The 26752-nt window shown below is 67.8% G+C and carries 24 protein-coding genes; 16 read left to right on the top strand and 8 right to left on the bottom strand.

The genetic code is table 11. From position 1 onward, the window contains the following. Nucleotides 1-80: 80 nt before the first annotated feature. The gene (locus tag ACTIE9_RS03330; RefSeq protein WP_439564155.1) at nt 81-851 is read right to left on the bottom strand and encodes an alpha/beta fold hydrolase; all 771 of its coding nucleotides are present in this window, start codon (nt 849-851) and stop codon (nt 81-83) included. A gap of 104 nt (nt 852-955) precedes the next feature. Between ACTIE9_RS03330 and ACTIE9_RS03335 the strand changes: the two genes are divergently transcribed. Next, entirely contained in the window at nt 956-1513 is a 558-nt protein-coding gene (locus ACTIE9_RS03335; protein ID WP_439564156.1) for an NADPH-dependent FMN reductase, read from the top strand. Here the strand turns inward: ACTIE9_RS03335 and ACTIE9_RS03340 are convergent. Further along, nucleotides 1510-2715, bottom strand: coding sequence for an MFS transporter (locus ACTIE9_RS03340; protein WP_439564157.1), 1206 nt, complete (start codon nt 2713-2715; stop codon nt 1510-1512). The genes ACTIE9_RS03335 and ACTIE9_RS03340 overlap by 4 nt on opposite strands. 347 nt (nt 2716-3062) lie before the next feature. On the opposite strand from ACTIE9_RS03340, the gene ACTIE9_RS03345 reads away from it, so the two are divergent. From ACTIE9_RS03345 to ACTIE9_RS03370, 6 genes are all read left to right on the top strand, one after another. Next, nucleotides 3063-5546 carry a ribonucleoside-diphosphate reductase subunit alpha gene (locus tag ACTIE9_RS03345; RefSeq protein WP_439564158.1) on the top strand — a complete coding sequence of 828 codons (2484 nt, stop codon included), beginning with the start codon at nt 3063-3065 and terminating at the stop codon, nt 5544-5546. Nucleotides 5547-5729: 183 nt separating this feature from the next. Then, nucleotides 5730-6713: a ribonucleotide-diphosphate reductase subunit beta gene (locus ACTIE9_RS03350; protein ID WP_439564159.1), complete on the top strand. Its 984-nt coding sequence runs from the start codon at nt 5730-5732 to the stop codon at nt 6711-6713. Between the two features lie 43 nt (nt 6714-6756). Next, entirely contained in the window at nt 6757-8481 is a 1725-nt protein-coding gene (locus ACTIE9_RS03355; RefSeq protein ID WP_439564160.1) for an amidohydrolase, read from the top strand. Nucleotides 8482-8532: 51 nt separating this feature from the next. After that, nucleotides 8533-8829, top strand: coding sequence for a type II toxin-antitoxin system Phd/YefM family antitoxin (locus tag ACTIE9_RS03360; RefSeq protein WP_439564161.1), 297 nt, complete (start codon nt 8533-8535; stop codon nt 8827-8829). Continuing rightward, a complete protein-coding gene (locus ACTIE9_RS03365) occupies nt 8830-9216 on the top strand; it encodes a type II toxin-antitoxin system VapC family toxin (RefSeq protein ID WP_439564162.1) in 387 nt (128 codons plus the stop codon). A 138-nt stretch (nt 9217-9354) separates the two neighbouring features. Then, nucleotides 9355-9993 (top strand): hypothetical protein, encoded by a 639-nt coding sequence (locus tag ACTIE9_RS03370; protein ID WP_439564163.1) that lies wholly within the window; start codon nt 9355-9357, stop codon nt 9991-9993. Nucleotides 9994-10215: 222 nt separating this feature from the next. Here the strand turns inward: ACTIE9_RS03370 and ACTIE9_RS03375 are convergent, their stop codons facing one another. The 5 genes from ACTIE9_RS03375 to ACTIE9_RS03395 form a co-directional block, all read right to left on the bottom strand. Then, the gene (locus tag ACTIE9_RS03375) at nt 10216-10800 is read right to left on the bottom strand and encodes a hypothetical protein (protein ID WP_439564164.1); all 585 of its coding nucleotides are present in this window, start codon (nt 10798-10800) and stop codon (nt 10216-10218) included. 3 nt (nt 10801-10803) lie between these two features. Continuing rightward, on the bottom strand, nt 10804-11919 hold the full coding sequence (locus ACTIE9_RS03380) for an FtsX-like permease family protein (RefSeq protein WP_439564165.1): 1116 nt from the start codon (nt 11917-11919) through the stop codon (nt 10804-10806). Beyond that, nucleotides 11916-12548: an ABC transporter ATP-binding protein gene (locus tag ACTIE9_RS03385; RefSeq protein WP_439564166.1), complete on the bottom strand. Its 633-nt coding sequence runs from the start codon at nt 12546-12548 to the stop codon at nt 11916-11918. Before ACTIE9_RS03385 ends, ACTIE9_RS03380 begins: the two co-directional genes overlap by 4 nt. Before the next feature lie 2 nt (nt 12549-12550). Beyond that, complete coding sequence (locus tag ACTIE9_RS03390; protein ID WP_439564167.1) at nt 12551-13627, bottom strand: peptidoglycan-binding domain-containing protein; 1077 nt, start codon at nt 13625-13627, stop codon at nt 12551-12553. A 1366-nt stretch (nt 13628-14993) separates the two neighbouring features. Continuing rightward, the gene (locus ACTIE9_RS03395; RefSeq protein WP_439564168.1) at nt 14994-15656 is read right to left on the bottom strand and encodes a hypothetical protein; all 663 of its coding nucleotides are present in this window, start codon (nt 15654-15656) and stop codon (nt 14994-14996) included. Between the two features lie 214 nt (nt 15657-15870). Between ACTIE9_RS03395 and ACTIE9_RS03400 the strand changes: the two genes are divergently transcribed. Then, on the top strand, nt 15871-16227 hold the full coding sequence (locus tag ACTIE9_RS03400; RefSeq protein WP_439564169.1) for a hypothetical protein: 357 nt from the start codon (nt 15871-15873) through the stop codon (nt 16225-16227). 32 nt (nt 16228-16259) lie between these two features. Here ACTIE9_RS03400 and hrpA read toward each other — a convergent pair whose 3' ends face one another. Then, nucleotides 16260-20168 (bottom strand): ATP-dependent RNA helicase HrpA, encoded by a 3909-nt coding sequence (hrpA, locus tag ACTIE9_RS03405; RefSeq protein WP_439564170.1) that lies wholly within the window; start codon nt 20166-20168, stop codon nt 16260-16262. Nucleotides 20169-20256: 88 nt separating this feature from the next. On the opposite strand from hrpA, the gene ACTIE9_RS03410 reads away from it, so the two are divergent. The 8 genes from ACTIE9_RS03410 (at nt 20257) to prpB (ending at nt 26692) form a co-directional block, all read left to right on the top strand. Continuing rightward, the gene (locus ACTIE9_RS03410) at nt 20257-20910 is read left to right on the top strand and encodes a hypothetical protein (RefSeq protein WP_439564171.1); all 654 of its coding nucleotides are present in this window, start codon (nt 20257-20259) and stop codon (nt 20908-20910) included. Further along, a complete protein-coding gene (locus tag ACTIE9_RS03415; RefSeq protein WP_439564172.1) occupies nt 20910-21206 on the top strand; it encodes a transcriptional regulator in 297 nt (98 codons plus the stop codon). Before ACTIE9_RS03410 ends, ACTIE9_RS03415 begins: the two co-directional genes overlap by 1 nt. After that, entirely contained in the window at nt 21203-22108 is a 906-nt protein-coding gene (locus ACTIE9_RS03420; protein ID WP_439564173.1) for an ABC transporter ATP-binding protein, read from the top strand. The genes ACTIE9_RS03415 and ACTIE9_RS03420 overlap by 4 nt, the downstream gene beginning before the upstream one ends. Then, nucleotides 22105-22902 carry an ABC transporter permease gene (locus ACTIE9_RS03425; RefSeq protein ID WP_439564174.1) on the top strand — a complete coding sequence of 266 codons (798 nt, stop codon included), beginning with the start codon at nt 22105-22107 and terminating at the stop codon, nt 22900-22902. The genes ACTIE9_RS03420 and ACTIE9_RS03425 overlap by 4 nt, the downstream gene beginning before the upstream one ends. A 265-nt stretch (nt 22903-23167) precedes the next feature. Beyond that, nucleotides 23168-23566 (top strand): ArsR/SmtB family transcription factor, encoded by a 399-nt coding sequence (locus ACTIE9_RS03430; protein ID WP_439564175.1) that lies wholly within the window; start codon nt 23168-23170, stop codon nt 23564-23566. Nucleotides 23567-23598: 32 nt separating this feature from the next. Further along, a complete protein-coding gene (locus tag ACTIE9_RS03435) occupies nt 23599-24288 on the top strand; it encodes a GntR family transcriptional regulator (protein WP_439564176.1) in 690 nt (229 codons plus the stop codon). Next, nucleotides 24285-25796 carry an MmgE/PrpD family protein gene (locus tag ACTIE9_RS03440; protein WP_439564177.1) on the top strand — a complete coding sequence of 504 codons (1512 nt, stop codon included), beginning with the start codon at nt 24285-24287 and terminating at the stop codon, nt 25794-25796. The genes ACTIE9_RS03435 and ACTIE9_RS03440 overlap by 4 nt, the downstream gene beginning before the upstream one ends. Then, nucleotides 25796-26692 carry a methylisocitrate lyase gene (gene prpB, locus ACTIE9_RS03445; RefSeq protein ID WP_439564178.1) on the top strand — a complete coding sequence of 299 codons (897 nt, stop codon included), beginning with the start codon at nt 25796-25798 and terminating at the stop codon, nt 26690-26692. The genes ACTIE9_RS03440 and prpB overlap by 1 nt, the downstream gene beginning before the upstream one ends. Nucleotides 26693-26752 lie beyond the last annotated feature (60 nt).

Here is a 26752-nt window from a genome sequence, read left to right on the forward strand (position 1 = left end):
CCGGGAGCGAGCCGGTCGCCGCGCGCCGCTGGCGCCGCTGCGCACGCGGCTCAGCTCGCCTGGCCGTGTCGAGGCTCTGCCTAGGGAGTCTCGCCCGCCCGCAGCCAGTCGAGCAGGTGCCGCACGGTCGCGTCGGGCGCGTCGCGATGCACGCTGTGGCCGGCGCCCGGCACGACGACCAGTTCGAGCAGCGGGTTCAGCGCCAGCACTGCGGCGGCGTGCTCGCCCGCGAACATCGACCCGTTGTCGGGGTCGGCGGCGATGACGAGCGTCGGGGCGGCGATGTGCGGCACGAACGCCGTCGCATCCCAGTCGTGGTTGTCGAGCACCATGCGCTCGAGTGCGAAGCGCGAGGCCGCTTTCACCGCGCGCACCCGGAACTCGATGTCGAGCGGGTGCCAGTGCGGAAACTGCGCGGCGATGCTCTCGACGGTCGCCGCATCGAAGTTGGCGAGCTGCCCGGCCAGCACGGCCTGGCGCGCCGCCTCGTCGAGCTGCAGGGCCGGGTCGAGCAGCACGAGCCGCTCGGTCCAGCCGGCGTCGGTGCCCGCCGCCTGCGCCCCTGCGGCCGCGCCGATCGAGTGCCCCACGACGAGCTGCCAGGGGCCGTCGCCCTCGGGCCGCGTGCCGAGCAGATCACCGGCGATGTCCTCGATGCGGTAGCGGGATGCCCGCGGCGCGTCGCCGTGCCCCCGCAGGTCGACGGCCGTCGCCGACCACCCGGCGTCGGCGAGGCTCTCGCTCAGGCGCCACGTGGTCTGGGCGGATGACCCCAGACCGTGCACGAGAAGCGCGCGTCGGGGGCTCTCGGGGTCGCCCCAGTGCCAGCGGGGCAGCGTCACCGTGCTCATGCGCAGGAGCCTAGTCGCGCCGTCGCCGGCCCGCCGAGCCGGGCCGGCCCGCGAATCGGCTGGGCACGGGAATCGAACGCGTAGCACCCCGGTTAGCCCTGAGCATGACCCGCATCATGATCATCATCGGCTCCGTCCGCCCCGGCCGCATCGGCCTGCCTGTCGCCCACTGGGTGCGCGACCGTGTCGCGGCCTCCGGCCACGAGGTCGACCTCGTCGACCTCGTCGAGCTGAACCTGCCGTTCATGGACGAGCCCGAGCACCCCGCCAAGCGCGCCTACACGAAGCCGCACACGATCGCGTGGAGCGCCCGCGTCGAGCAGGCCGACGCGGTGGTGCTCGTGAGCCCCGAGTACAACCACAGCTACAGCCCGGCGCTCAAGAACGCCCTCGACTTCCTCGCCCACGAGTGGCAGGGCAAGCCCGTCGGTGTCGTGAGCTACGGCGGAGCATCCGGAGGCCTGCGCGGTGCCGCCGCCCTCGATGCGGTGCTGACGACGATCGGCCTCGTGCGGGTTCCCGTCGACGTCGCGATCAACAACCCGCACGGCCAGCTCGTCGACGGCGCGTTCGCGCCCGACGCGAAGAACGATGCGACGCTCGCGAAGCTCATCGACGGTCTTGGCCGGTACGCCGAGGCGCTGCGCCCGCTGCGCGGCTAGCTGACGACCTGCACCGGCTCGGTGTCGGGCAGCGGGCTCGCATCGCGCCCCCGCAGGTCGGGGTGCCAGCTGCGGAACAGCACGGCCACGAGCATGCCGACCGCGGCGAAGGCGAGCGCGGCGTAGAACCCGCCGATGGGCCCGATGCCGTCGATGAGGAAGCCAGCGATGGCGGAGCCGAGGGCCGCACCGATCAGTTGCCCCGTGCCGAGCCAACCGTAGGCTTCGGCGGTCTCGCTGAACTTGACGCTCGCCGAGACGATGGCGAACATGACGGCGAGCACGGGGGCGATGCCGATGCCCGCGATGACGAGCGCGAGCGCGAGCCACCAGAACTCGAGCGAGAACGGCGCGGCCGCCATGCCGACGACGACGATCGCGAAGCGGCGGGCGAGCGCCCACGGTCCGATCGGCAGGTGCCCCATCGACAGGCCGCCGACGAGCGAGGCGACGGCCCAGATGCCGAACAGGATGCCCGCCTCGGTGCCACCCTCGCCGAACACCGCGACGACGCCGACCTCGATCGAGGCGGCCGAGCCGATGAGCAGGAACCCGCACACGGTGGCGAGCAGCACCGCGCGGTTCTTGAGCACGACCCCGATGCGGCGCCGGCTCAGCGGAATGCGCACCTTGCCGACCTCGGGGCTCGCGATGAACCAGATTCCGCCGCCGACGAGGAAGAGCCCGGCGACGGCGATGGCTGCAACGCTCGACACCTGGGTGGCGAGCAGCACGGTGATGACGGGGCCGGTCACCCAGATGATCTCTTGCGCCGAGGCGTCGAGCGAGAACAGCGGGGTGAGCTGCTTGCCGGTGACCATCTTCGGGTAGATCGTGCGCACAGCGGGCTGGATGGGCGGGGTCGAGATGCCGACGATGAAGCCCATGACCATGAACAGCCAGAGGGGCATGAGCGCGAAGGCGATGAGGCCGATGCCCGTGCTGCAGATGACGAGTGTCGTGATGAGCACGGGGCGCATGCCGAAGCGCCCCATCCAGCGGCTGGTGAGCGGCCCGGCGATGGCCTGGCCGACGCTCGTCGCGGCGAGCACGAGCCCCGCGGCGCCGTAGGAGTCGAAGATCTTCTCGATGTGGATGAGGAAGGCGAGCGAGATCATGCCCGAGGGAATGCGCGCGGTCAGTTGTGCGCCGATGATGCGCGCGACGCCAGGCGTCTTCAGAAGGTCGACGTATCCACTCACAAGGTCTCCAGCCTACGGCGTGCCGCACGGGCGTCTGACGGGTGCAGAAGGGGATGCTCACCTCCCGATTCACGGCGATCTCGCGGCTGCGCACGGCGTGTCGGTGCTTGCCCACAGGCTGGGGATAAGTCGCCCGACTTATGCACAGTTGTGGACGACACGCCCACTACATCTTGGGTGTGAACTTTGTCAGACCCCGCATATATAGTGATGGAACCGCGCGAGGGGAACAGCGCGAACGGCCCGGATATCCGGGCTTTTTTGACCAGTTCTATTCACCACCACCGGTCGCGAAAGCACCGCAATGAGCAGGGCGCCGATGGAGGCGCGAGAGGGAGAGTGGCCACGTGAGCATCACCGTTGTGAAGCGCGATGGAAGCCGTGAGGCGTACGACGCCAACAAGATCAACCTGGCGATCGAGCGTGCGGCCGAGGGTCTCGACGACTCGATCGCGTGGGTGACGCAGATCGCGAGCGAGCTCGAGCTCACACTCTTCGACGGCATCTCGACCCAGCAGCTCGACGAGGCGGTCATCCAGGTCGCCCTGCAGAACGTGAAAGACGACCCGGCGTTCGACGTCGTTGCCGCCCGTCTCCTCCTCAAGACCATCTACAAGCGCGTGCTCGGCGACTACGAGAACACCGCCGAGCTGCGCGAGCTGCACCGCGCGCACTTCGCGGAGTACATCCACCGCGGCGTCGACGAGGCGCTGCTCGACCCGCGGTTCCCCGACCTCTTCGACCTCGACGCTCTCGCCGACGTGCTCGACCCCAGCAACGACGAGCTGCTCAAGTACATCGGTGTCGTCACCCTCAACAACCGCTACGGCATCAAGGCCCGCAACGGCGAGCCGCTCGAGACCCCGCAGTACTTCTGGATGCGGGTCGCCATGGGCCTCTCGCTCAACGAGGCCGAGCCCACCAAGCACGCGATCGCCTTCTACGCCAAGATGTCGAAGCTCGAGTACCTCGCGGCGGGCTCGACGCTCGTCAACGCGGGCACGAGCTACCCCCAGCTCTCGAACTGCTTCGTGATGGAGATGCAGGATGACATCGAGCACATCGCGAAGAGCGTGCGCGACGTCATGTGGCTCACGAAGGGCACGGGCGGCATCGGCCTCGCGGTCACCAAGCTGCGTGCCCAGGGCTCGCCCATCCGCTCGAACAACACGACCTCCACCGGGCCGATCCCCTTCATGCACACGATCGACTCGGTGCTGCGCGCGGTCAGCCGCGGCGGCAAGAAGTTCGGCGCCCTGTGCTTCTACATGGAGAACTGGCACATGGACTTCCCCGAGTTCCTCGACCTGCGTCAGAACTCGGGCGACCCCTACCGCCGCACCCGCACGGCCAACACCGCCGTGTGGATCAGCGACGAGTTCATGAAGCGCGTGCAGAACGATGAGGACTGGTACCTCTTCGACCCGCTCGAGGTCGCCGACCTCAACGAGCTGTACGGCAAGGAGTTCTCGAAGCGCTACGCCGAGTACATCGCCATGGCCGAGCGCGGCGAGCTCAACATGTTCAAGAAGATCGGCGCGCGCGAGCAGTTCAAGCAGATCCTCATCTCGCTGCAGTCGACGAGCCACCCGTGGCTGACGTGGAAAGACACGATCAACAACCGGGCCATCAACAACAACACCGGCACGATCCACCTCTCGAACCTCTGCACCGAGATCTGCCTGCCGCAAGACCGCGACAACATCTCGGTCTGCAACCTGGCCTCGATCAACCTGTCTCAGCACTTCGTCGTCGGGGCCGACGGCCGCGGCGCGCTCGACTGGGCGAAGATCGACGAGAGCGCGCGCCTCGCCGTGCGCCAGCTCGACAACCTCATCGACATCACCGTCTCGAGCGTCGACGAGGCCGACCACGCCAACCAGAACAACCGAGCCATCGGCCTCGGCGTCATGGGCTTCACCGACGTCGTCGAGCGCCTCGGCTTCTCGTACGACTCGGAGGAGGCGTTCGACCTCATCGACGAGATCATGGAGCACGTCTCGTACGCGGCCATCGACGAGTCGGCCGACCTGGCGAAGGAGCGCGGCGCGTACGCCAACTTCGCCGGCAGCCGCTGGTCGCAGGGCCTCGTGCCGCTCGACACCATCGACCTCACCGAGGCCGACCGCGGTGTCGAGGTGCAGGTCAACCGCACCACGCGCCTCGACTGGGACGCCCTGCGCGAGAAGGTCAAGGGCGGCATGCGCAACGCGACGCTCATGGCCATCGCGCCCACGGCATCCATCGGTCTCGTCGCCGGAACCACGCCGGGTCTCGACCCGCAGTTCTCGCAGATCTTCAGCCGCTCGACGAGCTCGGGCAAGTTCCTCGAGGTCAACCGCAACCTCGTGAACGCGCTGCAGGCGCACGGGCTGTGGGAGCGCGTGCGGGAAGACATCCTGCGCAGCCAGGGCGACATCCAGGGCATCTCGGCGATCCCCGACGACATCAAGGCGGCGTACAAGACGAGCTTCCAGCTCTCGCCCTACGCCTTCCTCGAGGTCGCGGCCCGCGCCCAGAAGTGGATCGACCAGGCCATCAGCCGCAACATGTACCTCGAGACGCGCGACGTCGACGAGATGATCGACATCTACAGCGCCGCATGGAAGAAGGGCGTGAAGACGACCTACTACCTGCACATGAAGCCGCGCCACACCGCCGAGCAGTCGACCGTCAAGGTCAACAAGGCCGAGGCCATCAACGCAGACGCGAGCAGCGCCCCGAAGAAGGGCTTCGGCTCGGCCGTCGCCGCGGCCCCGGCCGAGACCGCGAGCGCGGCACCAGCCCGCAAGGGCTTCGGCTTCGGTGGCGCCGCGAAGGCGGGGGAGTGAGCACCATGACTCCCACCGGAATCCAGACCAGCACCACCACCCTGAGCACCACATCGTTCACCTACGAGGTTCCGATCGACCCGATGGACGAGCTGCACTGCGAGAGCTGCCAGTAGGCGGCGCTCGCCATCCACCCCACCTTCCTCTATCCCGCACCACCCACCAGAAAGACGCGAAATCATCATGGGAATCCTCGGAACCGGAATCCAGGAGGGCCTGCTGCTCAAGCCGGTCACCTACAAGTGGGCCATGGACCTCTACGACCAGGCGGTTGCCAACACCTGGTTCCCCAACGAGATCCAGCTCGGTGAAGACATCGCCGACTTCAAGAAGATGAGCGACGAAGAGCGTCACGCCATCACGTTCCTCATGTCGTACTTCAACCCGAACGAGTTGCTCGTCAACAAGGCGCTCGCGTTCGGCGTCTACCCCTACGTCAAGGCTCCCGAGGCGCACCTCTACCTCGCGAAGCAGATGTGGGAGGAGGCGAACCACTGCATGAGCTTCGAGTACGTGCTCGAGACCTTCCCGATCGACCGCGCCGCGGCCTACGACAGCCACATCGATGTGCCGTCGATGGCGCGCAAGGAGGAGTTCGAGGTCACGTTCATCCGTCGCATGACGGAGGACACGCTCGACATCACGACGACCGAGGGCAAGCAAGACTTCATCCGCAACCTCGTCGCCTACAACGTGATCCTCGAGGGCATCTGGTTCTACTCGGGCTTCATGGTCGCGCTGTCGTTCCGCCAGCGCAACCTGCTGCGCAACTTCGGCTCGCTCGTCGACTGGATCGTGCGCGATGAGAGCCTGCACCTCAAGTTCGGCATCAACCTCATCCTCACGGTGCTGGAAGAGAACCCCGACCTGCAGACGCCGGAGTTCGCCGCCGAGATCCGCCAGATGATCCTCGACGCCGTCGAGATGGAAGAGGCGTACAACCACGACCTCCTCCCCAACGGCATCCTGGGTCTCAACGCCAACTACATCAACCAGTACGTCAAGTACCTGGCCGACCGTCGCCTCGAAGAGCTCGGCTTCGAGCCCGAGTACAACGTGTCGAACCCGGCGAAGTGGATGGCGACGGCGAACGACACCCTGCAGCTCGTCAACTTCTTCGAGTCGACGAACACCTCGTACGAGGTCAACGCCAAGACCTCGGCCTAGCCCCGGCGGAAACGCCCTTTCCCACCCCCCACCACTGCGGCCCGTGCACCCGGCAGATCTGCTCTTCATCGGAGGAGTCGTCTATCGGGGGCCGGGCCGCAGTGCTGCGCCCGAGGCGGTGCAAGTCGCGGTCGTCGACGGCCGCATCGCAGCGGTGGATGCCGACCTCAGTGCCTGGCGCGGCCCCGAGACCGAGGTGGTCGATCTGGCGGGCGGGATGCTCCACGCCGGTTTCGTCGACGCGCACATCCACCCCATCCAGGGCGGCCTCGAGCGGCTCGGCTGCGACCTCAGCGCGGGCTCGTCGGCCGAGGACTACGCCCGGCTCATCGTCTCGTATGCGCAGCTGAACCCTCCCCGCGGCTGCGACGCCTCTCGCGCCTGGATCACAGGCGGCGGCTGGGCGATGAGCGCCTTCCCGGGCGGCACGCCGAGCGCAACCGAGCTCGACGCGATCGAGCCCATCCGCCCCGTCTTCCTCTACAACCGCGACCACCACGGCGCCTGGGCCAACTCGGCCGCGCTCGCGCTCGCGGGCATCACGGCCGACACCCCCGACCCGGCCGACGGCCGCATCGAGCGGCTGGCCGACGGCAGCCCGCAGGGCACGCTCCACGAGGGTGCCGCCGGGCTCGTCGCCGCGGTCGCCCCCGCCGCGACGCCCGACGACGAGTACGCCGCCCTGCTCGAGGCGCAACGCTACGCGCACTCGTTCGGCATCACCGGGTGGCAGGACGCGATCGTCGGCGACTACTTCGGTGCTTCGGACACCGCGTTGGTGTACCGCCGCGCCCTCGCCGAGGGGCGCTTGACGGTCGACGTCGTCGGCGCCCTGTGGTGGGATCGCGCTCGCGGAGTCGGGCAGGTGCCCGAGCTCGTCGCACGCCGCGAGGCGCACTCGGCCGAACTGGGGCTCGCCTCCCGCTTCAGGCTCAGTGCCGTGAAGATCATGGCCGACGGGGTCGTCGAGAACGGCACGGCGGCGATGCTCGAGCCGTACCTCGGGGCGGCGGGCGAGAGCGAGCATCCGACCGGCATTGCGTTCGTCGGCGGGCAGGCGCTCGTCGACGCGATCATGGCGCTCGACGCCGCCGGCTTCAGCGCCCACGTGCACGTGATCGGCGACCGCGCGGTGCGCGACGCGCTCGACGCGTTCGAGGCCGCCGCGGCGGCGAACGACTGGGCGTCGCGCCCGCCGACGGATGCCCGCCGCCACCATCTCGCGCACCTGCAGTTCGTGCACCCCGACGACGTGGCCCGCTTCGCCGCGCTCGGCGTGACCGCCAACATGCAGGCGCTCTGGGCGTGCAACGAGCCGCAGATGCGCGACCTCACGGTGCCGCTCGTCGGCCCCGAGCGCGCGGCGACGCAGTACCCCTTCGCGAGCATCCTGCGCGCAGTAGGGTCGGATGCTCGCCCGCGCCTGTGCGCCGGCAGCGACTGGCCCGTCTCGACCCCCGACCCCTGGCAGGCCATCCACGTGGCGGTCAACCGCACCTTGCCCGCCGACGACCCCGAGCACGACCCCGAGCCGCTGCTCGCGCACGAGGAGCTCACGCTCGCCGAGGCGCTCGACGCCTACACGGCCGGGTCGGCGTTCGTCAATGGGCGCGGGCCGGGTGACGCCACGGTGACGGGAGTCATCACGGTCGGGGCGGTCGCCGACCTGGCCGCGACCGACCGCGACCCCTTCGCGGGGACTGCGTCAAGCATCCACGGCACCCGAAACGTCGGCACCTGGGTGGCGGGCCGCCGGGTCTTCGGCTGACCCGCGGACACCGCGCGGCGTCCTCCACACCAAAGTGCTACCGTGTAGCACATGGACCGGATTGGGGTGCGCGAGCTGCGGCAGAACGCGAGCAAGTACCTTGATCGCGTGAAGCAAGGCGAGTCGATTGAGGTGACCGAGCACGGGGTGCCGGTCGCGATAATCGGGCCGATGCCGACGGCAGAGAGATCGCGCGTGCAGGAACTGATCGACGAGGGGCGGATGACGCCGACTCGCGGCGACTTCGCAGCGTGGCTCGCCGCGAATCCTCCTACCCCGATCGACCCCGAGTACAGCGGGCCCTCGATCGCTGACCTTCTCGATGGACAACGCGAAGAGCGGCTCTAGGTGCTGTATCTCGATACATCTGCCGCGGTGAAGCTTCTGATCGACGAGAAGGAGTCGTTGGCACTTCGGGCGTACCTGAGTGACCACGACTGGGCTTCGAGTGCACTGGTGCGAACCGAGCTGGTGCGGGCCCTCTTTCGCGTTGACCCCTCCGTCGTGCCACGGGCGCTCGACCTGCTCGCGCAGCCCAGCCTGCTGGCCATCGACACCCAGGTTCTCGACACGGCAGCGCGGCTGTCGCCGCCATCACTGCGCAGTCTCGACGCCATTCACCTCGCCAGCGCCCTGGAGCTTCGCGAAGAGCTGACCGCCTTTGTTGCCTACGACGACCGCCTGCTGGCCGCGGCGTCGGCGCTCGGGATGCCGGTCGCATCTCCAGTCGGCTGATCAGCGTGGTGAAAGCGGCCGCGTTGAACGCGGTAAGCGGCGACTTTCCCTGACGCGGTCGCCGTATCGTGACATTTCCTCCTGAAGGCCACTTTGCGCAGGTACGATGCCCTCATGACGAACCGGTCCACTCGCGCGATGGCTTCGCTCACCGTTGCAGTCGCCGTCATTGTCGGTGTCGGCGGGTGCACTGGAGCCGAACCTGGCCCGCCGCCCCCTCCGCAGTTGTCGGAGCAGGAAATGGATGCGGCGTACGCCGAGTTTCTCGACCAATCGTGGCAGCGAGTTGAATCGGAGTTTCCCGATGCTGAGCGCCCCGACGTTGATCTTGTGCGGTTCATCGATCAAGCGGAATGGGCCGAGGTGATCGTCGCGTGCTTAGTCGAGCAAGGGGTCGACGCAAAGGTCAGCAACGACGGCCAAGGCGGATACGAGAGTCAAGGCGTGGTGGGCCAGGAACTCTCCATGGCAATCGCTGGCTACGTCTGTGATGCCAAGTACCCGGTCGACCCGTCCTTGACGCAACCCCTGACCGACGCAGAGTTGGACTACGTCTACGACTACTTCGTGAACGTTCTCAACCCGTGCCTAGAGCGGGAGGGCTTCGAGGTAACCGAGCCCCCGTCTCGCCAGGCCTTCAAGGACTCGTTGTTGACAGTCGACTCTTGGACGCCCTACTTGGCAGTGGAAAACCCTGGTCAAGAAGAGTGGACCCGACTGAATCGAGTGTGTCCGCAAGGCGCGCCCGGTCTGCGTGGGTCGCAGCCATCGAGGTGATGTCGCCAAGAGATCGGGTACTACTCCGTCCGACACGGCCTCTGTGAGCGGCTGTTTTCAAGTGCAAGGAACCCCGGGTTTGCACTACCTCGGCCTGATCGGATGACCGAGAGACTCCATCCACCCCGCTCACGAATCCTGTGAGATCGAGTTCAGGATGGAGGTAAGAATCAAGCCGGCAAACTGGCGAAGTTCTCGCTGTACAGCAGGTCCGATCGCCGGTCACGGCGTTGGCTGTGGACATGCAGCGTTCAGTTCGTACCAGTTGTCGGGTGTACCGACCGATCCTTCGACCACGAGCCGATATGCCGACCACGTACTCTCCGTCCGAAAAGTGTCGATGTAGACCTCGAGCGAGGGAGGAGGAGCTGGGTCGACAAAGCCAAACCCCTCAAGGCAGGCCCGGGTCTCGAGTTCCTTGTCGTAGAGATCGGCGAGCGTTTCATCGGTGTATTCGGGCGGCTCGTCGTACCCGAATCTAACGAGGCATTCTTGCTCGTCTTCCGCCAAGAGTTCATATTGACCTTCAGGGATCTCGTCCTGACTGTAACTGTTGTCGGGATTGGCAATGGCGTTCCAGCCTTTTTGCTGCATGCAGTTGGCCATGTTCACCGCGTACTCCGACCAGGGCGCGTTCGAAGCAGCTGGCGACGACATCGTTTCCACCTCTTGCTTCCCGTCGAGCAGAAGGCCGCAACCGGCAAGTGAAAATGCCATGAACACTAAGACGAACGCCCGGGGCGGGCCTAAGTCAGGTTGATTACGCAGGCGAGTCGACCGTTGAGTGGTGTTGACGGGAAGCTCCATCGCTCAAGCCACCCTGAGCTCGGCCAGAGGGTCACGTCGAGCCGCAGCCAACGCCGGAATGACGGCAGCGATCGCCCCGACGGCGACGGCGAGCAGGGCGACCGCCGCGAAGAAGTCGAGCCCGGGCAGGGGGTCGCCGGTCGCGGCGAGGCCGATGGCGGCTGCCGCGCATCCGATGATCGCTCCGATGGCGCTGAGAAATGCCACTTGCGTGAGCAAGAGCCCGACGATGAGGCTTTGGGATGCGCCGAGGGCGCGGCGGCGTCCGAAATCTTTGCGGCGCAGCATCACGAGGCCGTAGAGGATCGCGGCGACGAGCAACGCGGTGAGCGCGAAGATGATGATGACAAGGTTGCGGCCGAAGCTGCCGAGCTGCCCCTCGATGAGTCCGCGCAAGGTCGCGAGGCTCTCGCTCGTCGAGATCGTGACGGTCGTGATGTCGTCGACGGCGAGCACGGACTGCACGGCCCGTGAGACGGGCGCGACGAGGTCCGGGCGCTCGGCGATGACGACGAGCACGCTCACCGCGCCCGGAGTCTCCGGCGTTTGCGGGATCATGACGAGCGGCTCGAGAAACTGCAGGTAGTCAGGCACCTCCAAGCGCCCCATGATCGCGTACTCTCCCCCGCTGATCGCCGTGACTCCGCCGACCGCGTCGGGCATCCCGAGCGCGTCGAGAGCGGTGGCGGATGCCCAGGCTGACCGATTCTCGATCGCCGAGGTCGCCGGTATGCCGAGCGCGGTGAGATCAGCAGCCCATACGGTGCGCACGGGCACGCGGGTGGCGTCGTCGAACGCGGCGTTCTGCACGTCGCTTGCGGCGCCGAATGCTCCTGCCCATTCGATGCCGTCGAGGCTCGCGAGGCGGTCGAGAACGGTGGCGTCGAGACCCGAGGCGGGTTCAGCGCGCACGATGATCGAGCGGGTGCCGGCGGAGTCGATTGAATTGATGACCGCTTGCTCGGCACCCACCGTGCGCCCGGTGGTGAGCAAGACGGTCGCGCACATGCCCGCGACCATGATGATCGTAACCACCGAGGCGACGGGTTGCGCCCACGAGGTCGCGAGGGCTTCGCGAACCACGGCCATCCACCGCGGTGTGCGCAGCCGGCCGGTCACAGTTCGATCCTCCGGTCGCAGCGGGCGACGAGTGCCGGGTCGTGGGTGACGACAATGACAGTGGCGCCCGAGAGCGCTTGGGCGTGGAAGGCGTCGACGACGATATCGGCCGAGGCCGGGTCGAGGTTGCCGGTGGGTTCGTCGGCGAGCAGGATGCGCGGATCGTTCAGCAGCGCCCGGCACAGCGCGATGCGCTGAGCCTGACCACCGGATACCTGCCCGGGTTTGGCGTTCGCGCGCAACTCCACGCCGAACTGCGCCATCAGCTCGCGGGCGCGGCCCTGGGCATCGGCGCGCGGTTCGCCCCGATACAGGGCGGTCTCGAGCACGTTGTCGATGACGGTGCGGGTGGGGTCGAGCGCAGCATCCTGAAACACGAAGCCGAACAGGGAGGCGCGCAGGTGCGCCCGTCGCGCGTCGCCGAGGCCGGCGACGCTGTCGCCTTCGATGAGCACCTCGCCGTCGCCGGGTTTGAGCATGAGGCCGAGCAGGTAGAGCAGGGTCGATTTGCCGCGGCCGGAGGGGCCGGTGACGGCGACCACTTCGCCGGCGTCGAAGCGTGCTGACCAGTCGCTGAGGATGGGCGCGTCGCGGTCGTAGCCGAACGTGATGCCGCGCGCCTCGATCACGCTCAGCCCTCGGTGGCGGGAACGCGAACGCGAGTGCCGGCGTCTACGCCCTCGATGATCGAGAGGCCGCGGGCGCTCGTGACCACGGTCACGGGGTACTGGATGCCCTCGCTGTCGATAACGACGATCGAGCCGTCGGCCCTTGACAGCAGGGCCGCGCTTGGCACGGTGAGGCCGGTGACGCTTTCGACGATGACGATGCGCGAGGTCAAGAACGACTGACCGGTCACGGGCACCTGCGCGCACTCGTCCGCACAGACCGCGGCTCCGTCGGCGCCGGAGAGCAGCACGCGGATGCCGTTGTTCTCATCGGTGACCCGGTCGATAACGAAGCCCTCCCAGGCCGAACCTTCGGGGCTCGTGATCTCGACGCGGGTTCCCGTGGGCATGAGCGACGCCTGCGCGTCGGTCACCGGCACAAAGAATGAGGGCGATGCGCCGAGGCCTTGCACGACGGCCTCGCCTCCGCTGAGTGAGGCGCCGCGCGACACGAGCTCGGTGTCGAGTGCGACGCGCGTGGGCAGCGTCGGCACGTAGACGATGTCGCCGGCCTGCACAACGCCGTCTTGCGGGAGGCCGAGTGACTTCTGCCACGACCGCACCGCTACGGTCGTTGACCACCGGAACTGGCCATCGACGGTACCGCTGTAGTGGCCCAGTGCTGTCAGCATCGCCTGCAGCTGTGCGACGTCCTGCCCGGTGTCGCCACTAGTCAGCGCACGAAACGCGGGAATCGCGCCCTGTGCCACAACGACTGGCCGCAGATTCACCGAGTACAGCGTCGTGCCGGGAGTGACTTCGGCGCCCGCGGCGATGTCGACGGTCGTGACGGTGCCGCCCGCCAGGTTTGAGCCGACCGGCGCCGGCGTCCACTCTGCAACGGTGTTGAGCATGATGCTCGACCCGACCTCACCCGTGACGACCTCGGCGGTCGTGAACGCGGTCGAGGCGAGCACGTCTTGCGGCGGTGTAAGAACCGTTGCGGATGCCCAGCCGATCGCCGCGCCCGCGACCAGTACGCTCAACCCAATCGCAAGGGCAACGGCCCGCCGCTGAGGTTCATGCTCGCTCTCGCTCATGTGCATCCTTTTCGACTGTTCGTCAGACTATTGGCTCCTCAGAAGAAGAGGGCGCGTTGGACCAGACACATTTGCCATCGTCGACCTTGCCCCCTTTCCTGCAGGGCCGTGCTGGCTTGAATGTATAGGCCGTTGTACATCACGATCAGCGCCGTCCACTGGCTTGACGCCAAAACAGGGCATGTCTGAATGTGATCGGGTCGCGCGCCATGAACGCCATCGGGCAACTGTCCTTTGCTGAGATCGTTATGCCCACTCTTCGAGCGGCGTGGACAGTTCGACCGCCAACGCCTGTACAGTAACTGGCGTTCGCTCACGCGCTCTTCGACCACATCGAGGTCTGCGATAACAGAGCACGATGCCACTCCGGTACCGGCGACCGCGCGCCTTCAACTTCGAACACCAGCCAGTAACGCATCACATTCCCGTCAGCGCAGCACTCGCTCTCGGACGGCAGAAGCGTGGGTCCGGTCAAAGGCGCCCACTGATCTTCAACAGTCCGGTGCAAATGACCATGTGGTACGGAGTGGCACGGACATGACACCAGATAACCCGATTAAGGGGCGGCGGCCATCTGGGCAATGCTCCTGGTAGCGCGCCGGGCACCCGCAGCGAACTTTCGCACGGTACCGATGCAGACAAGTGGGTTGTGCCAGTGTTGAGAGCAGCCGCTCCACAATCCGGCGGCGACCGACCGCACTGAAGAACTACCATGTCTCAGCCGGCCGCCACGTTGTCTCGTTGAGACGAAAGAGGAACTCCTCCACTCGAGCGGAGCACTCCGGTACTTCGCTACAGGTCGACGTAGCAGCCCGCCGCGCCCGCTCGAATGAGCGTATAGGTGGCGTAGTTTGCGTTGGAAATCGTCTTGGTCGAGAAGTGGGTTCGACCCTGGTAGACGGACGTGCCCGCCCATGATTGACCAGTGTTGTTGCTGCTACTAGTCCAGACAGTGTGGGACGTGGCTCCTGTCGTAGAGGTCGTGATGTAGATTCTCGAGCTCCCCGAGCAACTCTTCGCTCCGAAGTTTGAAGTCGCTGCATGGGCCGCAGTTGCCCCCGCTGATAGTCCGACGACGATCAAGGCTGCCGCCGTGAACTTCAAGGTCCCATTTCGAATCATTTGAATCCTCCTTAGGTGTTGAGATGCGGGCTCAAAGTATCGAGAAATCTTCCACATCGCAATGACGGGTTTTTCACGACCCAGTGGAAGGGTTCAAAGGTCACGCCACGGGAGTTTCACTCTGGCGCTGGGGAAGTCTTCTGGACGATCACGATCTTCTTGGCGATCCGATCGCGCGAAAGAGAGCACCTGCTATGCGCATGAATAATGGGGGGGCGTCGAAATCGGTTCTGGGTCTGAAGTTCTACCAAAGGTCCGGAGGAAGTTGCGGGCACCGGGTTTCCAACTCTGCAGTCGCATTTGGTCCTGAAGGAGCCGCGAGCAGGGAGGCTTCAACCCATGGGAGCCATGGGTCAGATGCGTAACTGTCAATAAAGCCCTGTAATGACGGAGCGGGGGATGGTTCATACCCAAGTTCACGCAAACAGGTCGAGAGCTCGTTGACGTAGTACTCGTACAGTTTTTTCATCTGCGCTTCGTCAAGCGGCTCGTTGTACTTCGGGTCGAGTGGGTAGCGCGCAGCGCAGACGTAGAGCGCCAACTGGTAGGCGGATCTCTGAGCTTCGGCGAGGTCCCCTACTAGGACCCCTTGTCCACTCGCATCAATTGTGACGTCCTTGAATCCTTCATCTGCAAGACAAGAAGCTGTGGTCGGTGCCCATTCGTCGAGGCTTACCAGGCGAATCAACTCAACGTCTGGGCGGACCGCACCTGGATCGACTGCAACGACTTCTCGCCAAGCTTGATCAAGCGTTTCCTGCATGACTTCGGTGCCCTCGGCCCGGTCGGTCACCGCAGAGAGGTGTTCCCCCGGTGTCGCACATGAGGCGAGAATAGAAGTGGCAAGAACAGATGCCGCCACCAGTGCCGATGTTCTCCAAGGACCTCTTGGCTTCAGCTTGCTCATCTTGCTTCCTTGCCTCGCTCTGTCTCGATCGGTCTCAGGAACGGAGTCAAGAAATGAGAAGTTCTTGGGACCTCACCGGAATCGTAACGGAGTTTTCATTGCGCGACACTCCTGTGCACGTTTCCGAGCAGACTTCGCCTTTGGGTGGGCGGGGACTCAGATTGCGTGCCTTCAGAACCTGGGCGTCAACGCGACGGCGGACGCACAAGGCGGAGTGCTCTATCCCAGCGTCCCCGAGGAGCAGGGTGAGTTTCTCAATCGAGCGGCGTTCGAGTGTGAGATGGCATATCCGATCGATCCACGGACTCAGATTCCGTTGCCGAGAGTTCGTGCAGAGGCGCAGTACCAGCACCTCGTGAATACCGTGGCGCCCTGCGTAGAGGGTCTCGGCATCGCGGTTTCTGACCCGCCCAGCCTCACGACATGGCTGGAGGCGTACTACGCCGAGACCGAGATCTGGGATCCCTACAGCGATCTCCTCGAACAAGTTACGGCTGGGAGCTCGTTGCTCGATGAGGCGTACGCCCAGTGCCCTCATGATGCCCCTGACCTATACCCACCCATCGGGTGACGACAACTGGCTGGAAATCTAGGTCCTCATCCTCACCAACTCGCGAGCTGCTTGCGGATGCGCTGCACCGAGATCGGGCCCTGCGCGCCGAGCGGCTGCGCGAAGAGCGAGAGGCGCAGCTCTTCGAGCATCCAGCGGGCCTCGCGGATGCGCGGCTCGGGGTCGACCGCGAGGGGGAGCGTGCCACCCGCCGCGGTGTAGAGCTCGGCGGCCTGCTGCACCTCGAGCATCCAGGCGCGGTCGCGGCCGAGGTTGTCGGCGAGGCGCTCGACGCGGTGGATGATGCCGCGGAGGTAGATCACCAGCCGGGGGAGGCGGGCGAGGCCCGTGCGTCCGATGAATCCGTCGTGCACGAGGGCGTTGAGCTGCTCGCGCGCGTCGGCAAGCGGCGCCATCAACTGCAGACTCGAGCTGCGACCGATGAGCACGTCGACCTCGCGCGCCGCCGCCAGCACGGCCGCCGCCGTCGCCACGATGCCGAACAGGCGGTCGGGCAGGCCGGCGTTGACGCGGTCACGGAGGGACTCGAACTGCTCGCGCGACCAGGGGAGGGCATCCCGAGCATCAGAGAGTTCGGCGTCGATCACGGCCCGCAGCGCATCGTCGATGAGCGCGGCCGTCGAGCGGTAGGGCGACGCCCCGAGGCTGAGCTTCTCGGCACTCGTCAGGTGCTCCTGGATGTACGCGAGCGGTGACGGAACCCCCAGCTGCACGAGCCGGCGAACCCCCGCACGGTGGGCGGCGACCTGGTCGGCGACCGAGGTCTGCAGTCGGATCGCCACCGAGCCGCCCTCGTCGACGAGCGCGGGGTAGGCGCGGATCGTGGTCTCGCCGCGGCGCATGTCGAGCTGCCGGGGCAGGGTGCCGCCGGCACCGCCGTCGCCGCCCGACCCCGTGCCGATGGTGTCGTCCCACGCCGTGATGCCGCCGCGCTCGATCGGGCTCTTCGCGGCGGCCGTGGCCACGCGAGCGACCGAGTCGCGCGTGCGCTCGCGCAGCTTCTGCTGCAGAGCGGTGAGGTCGGTGCCGCGCGCGAGCTTGCTGCCGCGCTCGTCGACGACGGCGTAGCCCATGCGCAAGTGCGGGGGCAGGCGGTCGAGATCGAAGTCGTCGGGGTCGACGGGCGTGAAGGTCTGGCGGCGGATCTCGGTGGCGAGAAACTCGGTGATCGACTGCTCGCGCAGGTCAGCTCCGGGCGGCACGGCCGCCAAGAGTCGAGCGGCCCAGTCGGCCGCGGGCACGACGTTGCGGCGGATCGCCTTCGGCAGCGTCTTGAGCAGCGCGGTCACGAGCTCGAGCCGCAGACCCGGAACGAGCCAGTCGAACCCCGCCGTGTCGAGCCGGGGCAGCAGCGGCAGCGGCACGGTGACGGTGACGCCGTCGTCGGCGGCACCGGGCTCGAATCGGTATCCGACACTGAGCGTCTGATCGCCGAGCGTGAGCCGCGTCGGGTACGAACCGTCGTCTGCCGGCAGCTGCTCGGCCTCGACGAGGTCGTCGCGGGTGAGGGTCAGCGTTTCGGGATGCTCCCGCAGGGCATCCCGCCACCACCGCTCGAAGCGGCGCACGTCGGTGACGTCAGCGGGGATACGTGTCTCGAAGAACTCGACGATCTTCTCGTCGTCGAGCAGGATGTCGCGGCGCCGGCTGCGCTCTTCGAGCTGCTCGAGCTCGCGGCGCACGCGCGCGTTGTCGCGCAGGAAGGCGGTGAGGCGCTTGTCGAGTCGGGAGGTATCCCACTCGCCTTCGACGAGCGCGTGGCGGATGAACAGCTCGCGCGCCAGCGCCGGATCGATGCGGCTCAGCTGCGCGCGCCGGCGCGGGATGATCGGCACCCCGAACAGCGTCACCTTTTCGTCGACGACCGCGGCGCCCTGGCGCTTCTCCCACCGCGGCTCGCTGAACGAGCGCTTGGCGAGCTCGCCCGCGAGGGGCTCGGCCCACGCCGGGTCGATGACGGCGACGGTGCGCGCGAACAGCCGACTCGTCTCGACGAGCTCGGCGGCCATGACGGCGTCGGGCTGCTTCTTCGCGAGCCCCGAGCCCGGATAGAGCACGAAGCGGCGCTGGCGCGCACCGAGGTAGTCGCGCTTCGCGGTGTCTTTCAGGCCGATGTGGGAGAGCAGGCCGCTGAGGATGGCCTTGTGAATCGCGGTGGCGTCGGCGCCGCTCTCGCCGTCGGCGGGATGTTTGCCGACACCCTTGGTCTGTCTCCTGATCTGTCGTTCGACATCGGCCCACTCGCGAATGCGCAGGTAGTTGAGGAACTCGCTGCGCACCTCCTTGCGGAACTGGTTGCCGCTGAGCTCGCGCTGCCGCCGCTGCAGGTGGTTCCAGAGATTGAGCAGCGTGATGAAGTCGCTCGTCGGGTCGCGGAACCGGTTGTGCAGCTGATCGGCGCGCTCGCGCTTCTCGACCGGCCGTTCGCGCGGGTCTTGGATGCTCAGCCCCGCGACGATCGCAATGATCTCTCGCGCCACCCCGAGCTTCTGAGCCTCGACGACCATGCGCGCGTAGCGCGGGTCGAGCGGCAGCTGCGCGATCTCGCGACCGACGCGCGTGATGCGGTGGGCGCCGTCTTTCTTGTCCACCGCGCCGAGTTCCAGCAGCAGGTCGAGCCCGTCGGCGATGCCGCGCTTATCGGGCGGCTGCAGGAAGGGGAACTGCTCGATGTCGCCGAGCCCGAGCGAGATCATCTGCAGGATGACGGCCGCGAGGTTGGTGCGCAGGATCTCGGGGTCGGTGTACTCCGGCCGCTTCGTGTAATCGAGCTCGCTGTAGAGGCGGATGGCGATGCCGTCGCTCGTGCGCCCCGAGCGGCCCGACCGCTGGTTGGCGCTCGCCTGCGAGATCGGCTCGATCGGCAGCCGCTGCACCTTCGAGCGCGCGCTATAGCGGCTGATGCGCGCCGTTCCGGTGTCGACCACGTAGCGGATGCCCGGCACCGTGAGGCTCGTCTCGGCGACGTTGGTCGCCAGAATGATGCGGCGACGGATGCCCGCGGGCGCCCGCTCGAAAACCCGGTGCTGCTCGGCCGCACTCAGCCGGCCGTACAGCGGAAGCACCTCGGTGCCCGCGCCGCGCGGCCCCTGGCGGGCGAGGTGCCCGGTGAGGGCATCCGCCGCGTCACGAATCTCGTTCTCGCCGCTGAAGAACACCAGCACATCGCCGTCGCCCTCGCGGCCGAGCTCGTCGACCGCGGCGATGACGCCCTCGATCATGTCGATGGCCTCGCCGGGGGTGCTGGGGCCGTCGGCTTCGTCATCGTCGGGGTCTGTGAGGTTGTCGGTGTCGGCGCCGTCCGGCACCAGCGGCCGGTAGCGGATCTCGACCGGGAACGTTCGCCCGCTCACCTCGATGATCGGCGCGGGGGTGCCCTGCGCATCGGCGAAGTGCTTGGCGAAGCTCTCGGGGTCGATCGTGGCGGAGGTGATGATGAGTTTGAGCTCCGGGCGGCGGGGGAGCAGCTGCTTGAGGTATCCGAGCAGGAAGTCGATGGTGAGGCTGCGCTCGTGGGCCTCGTCGATGATGATGGCGTCGTAGGCCCGCAGCTCGCGGTCGCCGCGGAGTGCGGCGAGCAGGATGCCGTCGGTCATGAGCGTGACGCGCGTGTTCTTGCCCACCTGGTCGGTGAAGCGCACCTTGTAGCCGACGAGCCCGCCGAGCTCGGAGCCGAGCTCGTCGGCGACGCGCTCGGCGATCGTGCGCGCGGCGATGCGGCGCGGCTGCGTGTGGGCGATGCTCTCTCGGCCCAGCTCGAGCAGGATCTTCGGCAACTGCGTCGTCTTGCCCGACCCGGTCTCACCCGCAACGATGACGACCTGGTTGTCGCGGATTGCGGCTGCGATGTCGTCGCGCCGCTGGCTGACCGGCAGGTCTTCCGGGTAGGCGATCACCAGGCCCGGGATGCGGGGCTCAGGGTGATCGGCGTCGGCAGTCATCAGCCCTCCAGTCTAGAGCGGCGCCGCTTCCGGTGCGCCGTCCGCAAACCTTCTTGACACGCAAACTGGTTTGCGTTACAAAGTACTCATGACCGACCAGCACGCCGATCCCGACCTCGACGAGGCGCCGCCGAGCGCCGACGAGGCTCTCGCGCTCATCCGCCAGCAGCAGAGCGCGCTCGAGCGCGACCAACTCAGCGGCATCCCGTGGATCCTCGGGGTGTGGGGCGTTGCCTGGACGGTCGGCTTCCTCGCCCTGTGGTCGGGCTACGACGGCGGCAATCCGTGGTTCCAGCTCCCGCTGGGAGTTGCCGCGACGACATTCGGCATCCTGCTTCTCGGGTCGATCATCGTCTCTGCCGTGATCGGCATGCGCCTCAACCGCGGCGTGCGCGGCCCCTCGAACTTCTCGGGAGCGGTCTACGGCATCGCCTGGCCGGTCGTCTCGCTCGGGGCCTACCTCATCGGGGTCGCCCTCGCACTCAACGGCATGGATCGAACCCTGCAGAGTCTCTACTTCCCCGCCATCTACGCCCTCGTCGCCGGCGTGATGTACCTCATGGGTGCAGCTCTGTGGCGATCGATCGACCAACTCGTGCTCGGTGCCGTCATCATCGTCGCCGGAACGGTCGCCCCCTTCTTCGGCGCCCCGACCAACAACCTCGTCATGGCCGTGCTCGGCGGCGGCTCGTTCCTCGTCGCCGGCCTCGTCATGCAGCTGAATCTGCGCCGGAGTCGGTGATGGCCGAACTTGACCCGGTCATCCACGCTGCCGCCCGGCTGCGCATCTCCGCAACGCTCGCGAGTCTCGAGGAGGGCGACCGCATCACCTTCCCGCGGCTGCAGGAGCTGCTCGACATGACGGCCGGCAACCTCTCGACGCACCTGCGCAAGCTCGAAGACGCCGAGTACGTCGTCGTCGAGAAGACCCACCAGGGCCGCACGCCGACCACGTTCGTCAGCCTCACCCGGCGCGGCCGCCGCGCCTTCGAGGACTACACCGAGACCCTTCGACACCTCTTGGGAGAGAAGCCATGACCGCCACTGCGCATACGACCTTCGCGCGCCTCGAGAACGCGACCCGCCGATTCGGTGAAACCGTCGCGCTCGACGATGTCACCCTGTCGATCGGCGGCGGTGAGCTCGTCGGGCTCCTCGGCCCCAACGGCGCCGGCAAGTCGACGATGCTGAGCCTGCTGCAGGGCCGTCGTCGCCCGTCATCGGGAACCGTCGAGCTCTTCGGCGGTAGCCCCACCGACCCGCGTCGTCGGGCCCGCCTCGGCAGCACGCCTCAGGAGACGGCCCTGCCCGACACGCTTCGGGTCTCGGAGGTCGTCGACCTGGTCGCCGCGCACTTCCCTGACCGCGTGCCGACGGATGCTCTCGCCGACGAGTTCGGATTCGCCGACCTGCTGCGCCGCCCGTGCGGAGCTCTCTCGGGCGGGCAGAAGCGCCGCATCGCCGTCGCTCTCGCCTTCGTCGGGCGCCCGCGGCTCGTGCTGCTCGATGAGCCGACGACGGGGCTCGACGTCGATGCGCGGCACGCGCTCTGGCACGGCATCCGTCGCCATCATGCTGCCGGCACGACGATCGTCGTCACCAGCCATTACCTGGAGGAGATTGAGGCGCTCGCCGAGCGCGTGATCGTCATCGACAACGGGGTCGTGCTCGCCGACGACTCGCTCGCTGCCGTGCGCGACCGTGTCGACTCGGCCGTCGTCGAGCTGGCGACCGGCGCACCCGATGCCGTGCGCGCCCTGCCGGGCGTCGTGCGGGATGAGATGGCCGGCGAGCGGCTGCGCCTCACCGTCGATGACGCGGACGCGTTCGTGCGGTCGCTCGTGCGCGCCGAGGTGCCGTTCTCGGGCCTCACCGTGCGCGGGGCATCCCTCGAAGAAGCCTTCCTCGCCCTCACGCTGACCGATCGGAGCGCCGCATGACCGTCACGACCCCCGACATCTCTGCCGTCGCGCCGCGCACAGTGCCGATGCTTCCGCTGTATGCGATGCACGTGCGCATGCTCGTGATCGAGACGCTGCGCGTGCCGATCGCCGTCATCGGCACGATGGTGTTCCCCGCGCTCAGCCTGCTCTTCTTCGTCGTGCCCAACCGCGGCGTGGCCGACGACCCGGTCTTCGCGACGCAGGCCGTGGCATCGCTCGCGGTCTTCGCCGTCATGGTGAGCGCCCTCTTCAACCTGGGTCTGACGATCGCCGAGAACCGCGAGAAGCCGTGGGATCCCTACCTGCGCAGTCTGCCCCTGCCCGCCGCGGTGCGCATCAGCGCGCAGATCACGGCGACCGCGGTGTTCAGCTTCCTCTCGATCGTTCCCGTGCTGATCGTCGGGGCACTCGCGACCGAGGCGTCGGTCTCCGCTGTCGGTCTCATCGCGGGCCTCGCAGTGCTCGCGCTCACGAGCATCCCGTTCCTGCTGCTCGGTGCGGCGATTGGCTACGCGTTCTCGTCGAAGGCGGCGATCGCGGTGATCCAGGTCGGAATGTTCGGCTTCGCGTTCGGCGGCGGGCTGTTCTTCCCGCCGCAGTTCTTCCCCGACTGGCTCGAGACGCTCTCGCGCTTCTTCCCGTCGCGGCACGCGCGCGAGCTGACCCTCGCGGCGGTCGAGGGGACGACCCCTGAGCTGTGGATGCTCGCCGGCGCCCTCGCCTGGACCCTCGCCACCGCGGCTCTCGCCGTCTGGTTGTACCGCCGCGACGAGGGTCGCCGCTACCGCTGAGGCTCAGAGCGCGGCGTCGCGGCCTCCTCGCGCGTGATCATCGGCCTGTCGCCGGGACCGCGCCCCCTGCGGCTCGCCGCTATGCCCATGTGTCCCTGTTGTCACATGACAACGGGGACACATGCGTGCTGAGGGAAAACTCTTCCCGAGAAGCGGGAACCGGCGGCCTCCGCCGGGCTCCTCCTCAGAGGCGCGCCCGAGGCCGCGGCTCAGGAGCGAGGGGTGCGGGGGCGTGGTCACGTGACACGAGTGTCACACTCGCCCGATGGAGACCTTCTTCCAGCTCGGGCATCCGGTGCGGTGGCGCATCGTCGAGATCCTCAGTGCGGGTCCGCATACAGCGGGGGAGATCGCTGAGGCCATCTACGCAGACATGCGCGTGGAGCGGACGGTCGTGTCGCACCAGCTGCGGCGACTTCGCGACGCCGAGCTCATCCGAGTTCGACGCGACTGGTCGAACCTCATCTATCGGCTCGACCCCCGAGTCAGTGCGTTCCTTCGACGTGTCGCCGACGGGCTCGACGCGCATGCCGTCGGCGGCCATTACGACGACATCGTGCTGCACAAGGAGGCCGTCGCAGGAAGCGACGATGCAGAAAGCGCGCTCGATCCCGTTCCCGACTGTTGGTGTATGCAGAGGACCAGAGATCGGCACCGTTTCTAGCGCAATAGCGGCTCAATGTATACATTAGGGGGATGAGCACTGCCGCCGACCGCGCGTTCGACGCCCTGCAGGCGGCGATCGTCGAGGGCGAGATCGCGCCCGGTGCTCCGCTGACAGAGGTCGAGCAGGCCGACCGGCTGGGTGTCAGCCGCACCCCCGTGCGCGAGGCCTTCGCCCGCCTCATCGCCGCCGGGCTCGCCACCGAGCGCGGGCCCCGCACCCTCGTCGTGAGCGAGATCGAACCCGACGACGTCACCGCCCTCTTCGAGCTGCGCACCGCGCTCGACGAGCAGGCGGCGCGCCTCGCCGCCCGCCGCGCGACCACCGGCGAGGGCACCGCACGCTTCGCCGGGCTCGCCGCACGCTTCGCCGCCGTCGACGCCGCGACCCTGAGCGCCGACGACCCCCACCGCCACGGCTACTACGCCCTCGTCGCCGAGTTCGACGCCGCGCTCGATCAGAGCCTGAGCGGCAGCCCCTACCTCGCCGCCGCAATCGCGAGCACGCGCGTGCACCTCGCCCGCGTGCGCCGCCTCGCGCGCGACGACGACGCGCGGCTCGCGGCCAGCGCCGCCGAGCACGGCGCCATCGCCCGCGCCATCGCCGACGGCGACCCCGAACGCGCGGCCGCCGCCACCCGGCTGCACCTGCACGAAGCCCTCACGAGCATCCACGCCCACCTGCCGCGCAGCGGCGACGACCAGAAGAAAGAGCGACCATGACGACCACCCACACCGTGCGCACCTACAAGAGCAGCGAGCCCCTCGCCGCCGCCGACCAACTCGCCGGGAAGCTCGCCGCACTCGCCGCCGAGCAGGACCGTCCGCTCGACGACGCTGCCGTCGACATGGTCATCAACCGCGTCATCGACAACGCCGCCGTCGCCGTCGCGAGCCTCGACCGCGATCCCGTCGTCAGCGCGCGCGGGCAGGCTGAAGCGCACCCCTACCGCCCCGGCGCGACCGTCTTCGGCACCCCCGCCGACACCCGCTACAGCCCCGAGTGGGCCGCGTGGGCCAACGGCGTCGCCGTGCGCGAGCTCGACTACCACGACACGTTCCTCGCCGCCGACTACTCGCACCCCGGCGACAACATCCCGCCGATCCTCGCCGTCGCGCAGCACACCGGCGCCGATGGAGCCCAACTGCTCAAGGGCCTGCTCACCGGCTACGAGATCCAGATCGACCTCGTGCGCGCCATCTGCCTGCATGAGCACAAGATCGACCACGTCGCCCACCTCGGCCCGAGCGCGGCCGCCGGCATCGGCACGCTGCTGCGACTGCCGGCGGAGACGATCTTCCAGGCCATCGGCCAGGCCCTTCACACGACCACGGCCACGCGCCAGTCGCGCAAGGGCGAGATCTCGACCTGGAAGGCGCACGCCCCCGCCTTCGCCGGAAAGATGGCCGTCGAAGCCGTCGACCGGGCCATGCGCGGCCAGACGAGCCCGAGCCCCATCTACGAGGGGGAGGACGGCGTCATCGCGTGGCTGCTGAGCGGCCCGGATGCCCGCTACGAGGTCCCGCTGCCTGACGCCGGTCAGCCGCTCACGGGCATCCTCGACAGCTACACGAAAGAGCACTCCGCCGAGTACCAGGCGCAGGCCTGGATCGACCTCGCGCGCCGCCTCGGCACCGAGCGCCCCGAGCTGCGCGACCCCGCGAACATCGAGAAGATCGTGCTGCACACGAGCCACCACACGCACTACGTCATCGGCTCGGGCGCGAACGACCCGCAGAAGTACGACCCCACCGCGAGCCGCGAGACGCTCGACCACTCGATCCCGTACATCGTCGCCGTCGCGCTGCAAGACGGAGCGTGGCACCACGTCGACTCGTACGCACCCGAGCGCGCGGGCCGCCCCGACACGGTCGCGCTCTGGCAGAAGATCACGACGACGGAAGACGCCGAGTGGACCCGCCGCTACCACTCGCTCGACCTGAGCGAGAAGGCCTTCGGCGGCCGCATCGAGATCGAGCTGACGAACGGCGAGCGCGTGATCGACGAGATCGCCGTCGCCGACGCGCACCCCCTGGGCGCGCGGCCCTTCGGTCGCGCCGAGTACGTGAACAAGTTCCGGATGCTCGCGGAGGGCATCCTCGCCCCCGACGAGATCGACCGCTTCCTCGGCGTCGCCGAGCGCCTGCCCGAGCTCACTCCGGCCGAGCTCGGCGGCCTCACCGTGACGGCCGCCCGGCCGCTGACCGCTGCCCCGAAGGGACTCTTCTGATGCTCTCCACCACCACCACGCCGAGCCAGCGCCGCCAGGCGTTCCGTGCGGGGCTCGCGAGCGGGCGCCTGCAGGTGTTCCCGGGCGCGTTCACGCCGCTGAGCGTGCGCCTGATCCAGGACAAGGGCTTCGACGGCGCCTACATCTCGGGCGCCGTCATGGCCGCCGAGCTCGGCCTGCCCGACATCGGGCTCACGACGCTCAGCGAGGTCGCCCACCGCGCCCACCAGATCAGCCGCATGAGCGACCTGCCGACCCTCGTCGACGCCGACACCGGTTTCGGTGAGCCCATGAACGTGGCCCGCACGGTGCACGAGCTGGAGGACGCGGGCGTTGCGGGCCTCCACCTGGAAGACCAGGTCAACCCCAAGCGCTGCGGGCACCTCGACGGCAAGGCCGTCGTCGACCTCGACACGGCGGTCAAGCGCATCCGCGCGGCCGTGGATGCGCGCCGCGACCCCGACCTCGTGATCATGGCCCGCACCGACATCCGCGGGGTGGAGGGCATGGACGCCGCGATCGATCGCGCCAAGGCCCTCGAGGCGGCCGGCGCCGACGCGATCTTCCCCGAGGCGATGGGCACGCTCGCGGAGTTCGAGCAGATGCGCAAGGCCGTGAGCGTGCCGATCCTCGCCAACATGACCGAGTTCGGCAAGAGCGAGCTCTTCACGCACCAGCAGCTCGCCGACGTCGGTGTGAACATGGTGATCCACCCCGTTTCGCTGCTGCGCATCGCGTTCGGCGCGATCGAGCGCGCGCTCGACAGCCTGCAATCCACCGGAACCCTCGACGGCGAGGTCGCGGGCATGCAGACTCGAGGCAGGCTCTACGAGCTGCTCGACTACGAGGCGTACAACGCCTTCGACGCGGGCATCTACACCTATAACGGCCGCTGAACGCGGCCTTGCCCTATAGCGGCCGCTGAACGCGGCCTTGCCCTACACCGGCCGCTGACC

It is taken from the genome of Microcella sp. (genome assembly GCF_051860105.1).
In the GTDB taxonomy this organism is placed as follows: Bacteria; Actinomycetota; Actinomycetes; order Actinomycetales; family Microbacteriaceae; genus Microcella.